At 72.9% G+C, this 6,358-nt stretch carries 7 protein-coding genes; 3 read left to right on the forward strand and 4 right to left on the reverse strand.

Annotated elements, in window-relative coordinates:
• Positions 1-102: 102 nt before the first annotated feature.
• The gene (locus tag F2B26_RS13895) at positions 103-333 is read right to left on the reverse strand and encodes a copper resistance CopC family protein (RefSeq protein ID WP_159810371.1); all 231 of its coding nucleotides are present in this window, start codon (positions 331-333) and stop codon (positions 103-105) included.
• A 201-nt stretch (positions 334-534) separates the two neighbouring features.
• Here F2B26_RS13895 and F2B26_RS13900 point away from each other — a divergent pair, with 201 nt between their 5' ends.
• From F2B26_RS13900 to F2B26_RS13910, 3 genes are all read left to right on the forward strand, one after another.
• Entirely contained in the window at positions 535-2,298 is a 1,764-nt protein-coding gene (locus tag F2B26_RS13900) for an MDR family MFS transporter (RefSeq protein WP_159810373.1), read from the forward strand.
• A 130-nt stretch (positions 2,299-2,428) separates the two neighbouring features.
• Positions 2,429-2,890 carry a QcrA and Rieske domain-containing protein gene (locus tag F2B26_RS13905; protein ID WP_159810375.1) on the forward strand — a complete coding sequence of 154 codons (462 nt, stop codon included), beginning with the start codon at positions 2,429-2,431 and terminating at the stop codon, positions 2,888-2,890.
• Positions 2,891-2,892: 2 nt separating this feature from the next.
• Positions 2,893-3,318 carry a hypothetical protein gene (locus F2B26_RS13910; protein WP_159810378.1) on the forward strand — a complete coding sequence of 142 codons (426 nt, stop codon included), beginning with the start codon at positions 2,893-2,895 and terminating at the stop codon, positions 3,316-3,318.
• Here the strand turns inward: F2B26_RS13910 and F2B26_RS13915 are convergent.
• The 3 genes from F2B26_RS13915 to F2B26_RS13925 form a co-directional block, all read right to left on the reverse strand.
• Positions 3,315-3,551, reverse strand: coding sequence for a YtxH domain-containing protein (locus tag F2B26_RS13915; RefSeq protein ID WP_159810380.1), 237 nt, complete (start codon positions 3,549-3,551; stop codon positions 3,315-3,317). The two genes, F2B26_RS13910 and F2B26_RS13915, sit on opposite strands and share 4 nt — an antisense overlap.
• Before the next feature lie 99 nt (positions 3,552-3,650).
• Positions 3,651-5,015, reverse strand: coding sequence for a UDP-glucose dehydrogenase family protein (locus F2B26_RS13920; protein WP_159810382.1), 1,365 nt, complete (start codon positions 5,013-5,015; stop codon positions 3,651-3,653).
• Positions 5,016-5,076: 61 nt separating this feature from the next.
• Positions 5,077-6,358: glycoside hydrolase family 26 protein (locus tag F2B26_RS13925; protein ID WP_235929684.1), on the reverse strand; the 1,282-nt coding region annotated here is incomplete at its 5' end.

Genomic DNA, 6,358 nt, shown 5'->3' on the forward strand with positions numbered 1-6,358 from the left:
GGCCCGACCGCCGTCACCCGCCCCGTCGTCCTCACCGGTGCCCTCCTACCGCTTCGCTCCGACGAGCAGCCGCCTGCCAGGAGGGCGCCCAGGCGCCACGTCTCAGCAGCCTACCCCGCCGGGCCCGGTGACCGCCAGCTCGGTGCCGACCGCGAGCGGCGTCTCGGCGAAGGTGAGGGTGATCTGGGTGGGCGCGACGTCGAGGGTCGAGCCGTCGGCGGGGTCGGTGCCCTCGAGGGCGTCGTGCGCCTGGGCGGCGGGGCCGAGCAGGCCCGTGAGCAGCACGAGGGCACCGATGGCGGTGAGGCGGGAGAGCAGGGCGTGGCGAGGCATGACGCCACGCTAGCCGAGCAGACGCGCGCGTTCGGACATCTCCGCACGTCGAGCACCAGGGACCAGAGTCCCAATGACGAGGCGGGAACAGGGTGGTGTGCGTCACTGTTGTCACGTCGCGGTACCGGCGACACCCGAACGCGCCCGAACCCTGCTCAGAACCGCCGCCTCCGACGAGGCCATCGAGACCGAGGTCCACCCATGTCCGACTCCCGCGACACGACGGCGCGCAGCGCACCCCCCGCAGGGGCGTCCCGCGCACCGACGCACCGCGAGATCCTCACGATCATCGGCGGGCTGATGATCGGGATGTTCCTCGCCGCGCTCGACCAGACGATCGTCGCGACGTCCATCCGCACCATCGGCGACGACCTCAACGGGCTGTCGCTGCAGGCCTGGGTCACCACCGCGTACCTGCTGACCTCGACGATCAGCACACCGCTGTACGGCAAGCTCTCCGACATCTACGGCCGCAAGCCGTTCTACCTGGGCGCGATCGGGCTCTTCGTCGTCGGCTCGCTGCTGTCCGGCACGGCCGACTCGATGTACCAGCTCGCCGTCTGGCGCGGTCTGCAGGGGCTGGGCGCCGGCGGCCTGATGTCGCTGGCCATCACGATCCTCGGCGACCTCGTGGCACCCCGCGAACGGGCCCGCTACCAGGCGTACTTCCTCGCGGTGTGGGGCACCTCGTCGGTGCTCGGGCCGGTGGTGGGCGGGTTCTTCGCCGGTGCCGACCAGATCCTCGGGATCACCGGGTGGCGCTGGGTGTTCCTCATCAACGTGCCGCTCGGCCTGGTCGGCATCGCCGTCATCATGCGGGTGCTGCACCTGCCGGCCCTCACGAGGGTGCGCCACCGGATCGACTGGGCCGGTGCGCTCGCCCTCGTCGTCGGGCTGGTGCCGCTGCTCGTCATCGCCGAGCAGGGCCGCACCTGGGGCTGGGGCTCCGGGCGGGCGCTCGCCTGCTACGCCATCGGGCTGCTGGGCGTCGTCGCGTTCCTGGTCATCGAGCGCCGGGCCGGGGACGACGCGATCCTGCCGCTGCACATGTTCTCCGACCGGACGTTCTCGATCGGCGCCGCCGCCAACTTCGTCATCGGCGTCGGGATGTTCGGCGGTCTGGCCACGCTGCCGCTCTACCTGCAGATCGTGCGCGGGCTCACGCCGACCGAGGCCGGGCTCGCGCTCGTGCCGTTCACCCTCGGGATCATGATCGGGTCGGTCACCAGCGGTCAGGCCATCTCCCGGACCGGCCGCTACAAGGTCTACCCGGTGATCGGCACGGCGCTCATGGCCGCCGCGTCGCTGGCGTTCGCCCGGCTCGCGGTCACCACGTCCTGGTGGGAGGTCTACACGGTCTCGGTCGTGTTCGGACTGGGGCTCGGCTTCGTCATGCAGCCGCTCGTGCTCGCCGTGCAGAACGCCGTCTCGGTGCGCTACATGGGGGTGGCGACCAGCTCGTCGCTGTTCTTCCGGCAGATGGGCGGCACGCTGGGCACCGCGGTGTTCCTGTCCATCCTGTTCTCCACCGTGGGCGACAACATCGCCACGGCCGTCCGGGACGCGTTCAGCACGACGCCCTTCCAGGCCGCGCTCACCGACCCGGCCGTGCTCGCCAACCCGGCGAACCAGGCCGTGCTCACCGCGCTGCACGGGGGTGCGGTGCCCTCGTTGGACGACTCGTCGTTCCTGTCCGCGATCGACCCGCGCCTGGCGCACCCGTTCCTCGTGGGCTTCGCCCAGTCGGTCGACCTCGTGATGCTCGTCGGCGGGCTCGTCATGCTCGTCGGCATCGTCCTCGTGTGGCTGATGCCGGAGCTGCCGCTGCGCTCGGTCTCCGGCATCCAGGGCCGGCTCGACGAGGAGGCGACGCGCACCGCCGACGCCCCCACGGCCGGGCCCGACGCGACCAGCCCGGACGCGACCAGCCCGGACGTGACCGGCGCGGCGCAGGCGGGGAGCTGACCGGACGCACACCGGGCGTGCCCACGGCACGTCCAGCAGAACACGGGCGTCCTCCCAGGACGCACCCAGGTAATCCACGGCAGGATCGACCCAGCCCCGAGCCGCTCGGGGCCGACGACGGGAGAGTGCGATGACTGACAGCCAGACCGAGGCCACCAGCCCGAGCACGTTCGGGTGCTCGCGCCGCCAGCTCCTCGTGGGCTCCGGGGTGGGGGTGCTCGGCGTCGCGACGCTCGGGGCGCTCGCCGCCTGCAGCCCGGGAGGCTCGAGCGGCACGTCCGCCACCCCGGCCGCCGACGGCTCGCTCGCGAAGGTCGCCGACATCCCCGTCGGCGGGGCGCTGGCCGCGACCGGGGCGGACGGCAAGCCGATCCTGCTCGTGCAGGCCACCGCGGGCACCGTCACGGCCGTGTCCGCCGTGTGCACCCACCAGGGCTGCACCGTCTCGCCCGGCACCGACAAGCTCACCTGCCCCTGCCACGGCTCGGCGTTCGCGCTCGACGGCTCGGTCACGCACGGCCCGGCCTCGACCCCGCTGCCCACGGTCGACGTGCACGTGAGCAACGGCACCGTGTTCCTCGGCAAGGCCTGACGGTGCCCGGCACGGACGGCGGCACCCGCCGCACCGCCTGGGGTCTGCGGGTCGCGCTGGCCGCCGTCGTCGCCGTCTCGGCCGTCGCACACCTGCAGCTGTGGGCGCAGGGCATGCGCGACGTCGCGGTGGTCGGGCCGCTGTTCCTGCTGCAGGGGGTCGCGGGCCTGGTCACCGCCGTGCTCGCGGTGACCTGGCGGGGGCCGTGGGCACTGCTCGGAGGTCTGGGGTTCGGCGCCACGTCCCTGCTGGCGTTCACCGTCGCGACCACGCCGCTCGGGCTGTTCGGCGTGCACTCGCGGTGGTCCGGCGGCCCGGAGTGGGTCTCGGCGGTGACCGAGGCGGCGGCCGTGCTGCTGGGCCTGCTCGCGCTGCTCGCCGAGCGCCGGACGGCGACCGCCGAGGCGGGGACGGCGCCGGAGCGCTAGGCCCCGAACGACCCCTTCGTGGCCTCGTCCACCTTGGCGCGCAGCGCGGCGAGCTGCTCGCGGGCGAGCTCGGCGGCCTGGGCCTGCGCCTCCTGGACGTACTCCTGGACCCGCGGGTCGTTCCACACGTCGAGCGCCCAGGACCGCATGCGCTCGTACTGGGCGCGACCGGAGCGGGTGCCCGCCAGGTAGCCCAGACCTGCTCCGACGACGAACGCGACCTTGGCCTTCACGGCACGGACCTCCTGGGGATCGGCGGGGGTCGCACCAGCCTAGGGGCCAGGAACCCTGCCAGCGTCGGGCACCCCGGCGCCCGACGCCGACCGGGTCGCTCAGGCCGCGCGGCCCAGGGTGCGCACGCTCCAGCCGGCGTCCCGCCAGGTCGCGGCGTCGATCTTGCCGCGGGCGTCCACCAGGTGCGCCGAGCCCACCAGCGCGGCGAGCTGCGCCGGGTCGGCCTGCAGGAACTCGTCCCACTCGGTGAGCAGTAGCACGACGTCGGCACCCTCGACCGCCTCCTGGGTGCTCGTGGCGTAGCTGAGCGTGGGGAAGGTCGCCCGCGCGGTGTCGCCGGCCTGCGGGTCGAACACGGTGACCTGCGCGCCACGCAGGTGCAGCGCGGCCGCGACGTTGAGCGCGGGGGAGTCGCGCACATCGTCCGTGTGGGGCTTGAACGCGGCCCCGAGCACCCCGATCCGGCGGTTGAGCACGGACCCGTCGCACGCCTCGGTCGCCATCGCGATCACATGGTCGCGCTGCCCCATGTTGATCTCGTCGACCTGCTGCATGAGCCCGACGGCCCGGTGCGCACCCAGCTCCCCGGCGCGGTGCATGAGCGCCCGGATGTCCTTGGGCAGGCACCCCCCGCCGAAGCCGAGACCGGCGTCCAGGAACTGCCGTCCGATCCGCTTGTCGTGCCCGATCGCATCGGCCAGCACGGTGACGTCGGCACCGGCCGCCTCGCAGACACCAGCGATCGCGTTGATGAACGAGATCTTGGTGGCGAGGAACGCGTTGGCACTCACCTTCACCAGCTCGGCCGTCGGCAGGTCGGTGACCACCACGGGCGAGCCCTCGGCGATCGGACCGGCGTACACCTCGCGCAGCACCGCCTCCGCATACGCCGAGACCCCGCCGAGCACGATCCGGTCGGGGTGCAGCGTGTCGTGCACGGCCTTGCCCTCGCGCAGGAACTCGGGGTTCCAGACGAGCTCGACCCGCACCCCGGCCGGGGCCTGCTGCGCGACGATCTCGCGCAGCCGCGCCGCGGTGCCCACCGGCACGGTCGACTTGCCGACGATCACGGCGTCGTGCGTGAGGTGGCGGGCGATCGCGGTGGTCGCGGCCTCGACGTAGGACAGGTTCGCGGCGTGCCCGGACTTCGACTGCGGGGTGCCGACGCAGATGAAGTGCACGTCACCGTCCGCGACGGCCGAGGCGACGTCGGTGGTGAACCGCAGCCGCCCGCTGGCCAGGGACTGCTCGAGCAGCTCGGGCAGCCCGGGCTCGTAGAACGGGACCTTGCCGTTGGCCAGGGCGGTGATCTTCGCCGGGTCGGTGTCGACCCCGACGACGTCGAAGCCGAGCTGGGCCATCGCCACGGCGTGCGTGGCACCCAGGTACCCGGTGCCGAGCACCGTGATGCGCGGCGGGGTGGGGCGGTCGTCGGTCGTGGTCTCGACGGTGCTGTCAGGCATGAGGACTCCTCAGGTCGTGCGGACGGGAGGTCGGCGGCGCGGCGGCCGCGCCCCGGGACGGTCAGCCGGTGACGGACGGGCTCGGCGAGCCGGTCGGGACGGGCGAGCCCGAGGGCTCCTCGCTGGGGTCGGCCGTCGGGCCGGCGCTGCCGCTCGGGGTCGGCGTCGGGGTCGGCGTCGGGGTCGGTGCGGACGTCGGGGTCGGTGCGGACGTCGGGGTCGCGGCCCCGGCCGCGCGGGCCGCGTCCCGTTCGGCCAGGGTCCCGACGAACCCGGCGGCCGGGTCCGCGATACCGGACGAGAAGGCGGCGAGCGAGTCGGCGCGGGAGATGATCCGCCAGTCGTTGGTGACCCGCTGCTTCTGGCTGATCGTGGTCACCGTCTGGTTGAACCAGGCGATCCCGACGATGTCGTCGTTCTCCGGCCGGGTGAGGGCGTCGAACAGGTCGGTGACCCAGGCCGCCTTGTTGTTGCCGATCTCGGACGCCCCGATCTCGGCCAGCAGGATCGGTTTGGCGGTGAACGACCGCAGCTGCGCCAGGGACGGTCCGAAGGTGTAGTCGAACGTCGGCGTCTGGTCCGCCTTGTAGGGCGGCCGGAAGTAGCCGGAGAGGCCGACCCAGTCCACGTAGTCGTCGCCGGGGTACAGCGACCTCATGTACCAGGACGAGCTCTTCGACCAGGAGGGCAGGGCGTTGACGATGTTCGGCGCCCAGATCCACACGACATAGGCGTTGGCGCCCTCGGCCTCGAAGATGTCGTGCACGTGGCGCCACATCGCCACGTAGTCACCCTTGCCGTTCCCGTTGAGCGAGTTGCCGCCCCAGGCACGCTCGCCCCAGGGGTACCAGAACCCGTTCATCTCGTGGTCGAGCCGGATGCCCAGCGGCAGCCCCAGCGCGACGATGTCCTTCGCGTACTGGTGCAGGTAGGCGTCGTAGTCGCCGTCGATGATCTTGGGCAACGAGTAGTTCGGGTCGATCGCCTGGTCGTTGGCCGCCTTGAGCGGACGTGACTCCCAGGTCATCAGCGGCATCATGCCGCGCTGCCAGGCCCGGGTGACGGCGTCCGGCCGGAACGGACCGTCCCAGCCCTGGAAGTAGCCGACCACCGTCGGTGACGTGCCGACCTTGGCCTTGACGTCGTCGAGCTCCGCCCAGTTGAACGGCGCCTGGGTGGTGTAGAGGCCGAACACGCGTCGCGTCGGGGCCAGGAGGCTCGCCAACGGCGGCGCGGCCGGCAGGGTCGCGGGCTGCGGCTCCGCAGGTGCGCCGGGTTCCTGCGCCCGGACGTCGTCCGCCTGGGCCCGGGCGTTGGCCAGCTGTGCGGCCGGGTCGTCACCG

Source organism: Cellulomonas citrea (assembly GCF_009829685.1).
GTDB classification, from domain to species: domain Bacteria; phylum Actinomycetota; class Actinomycetes; order Actinomycetales; family Cellulomonadaceae; genus Cellulomonas; species Cellulomonas citrea.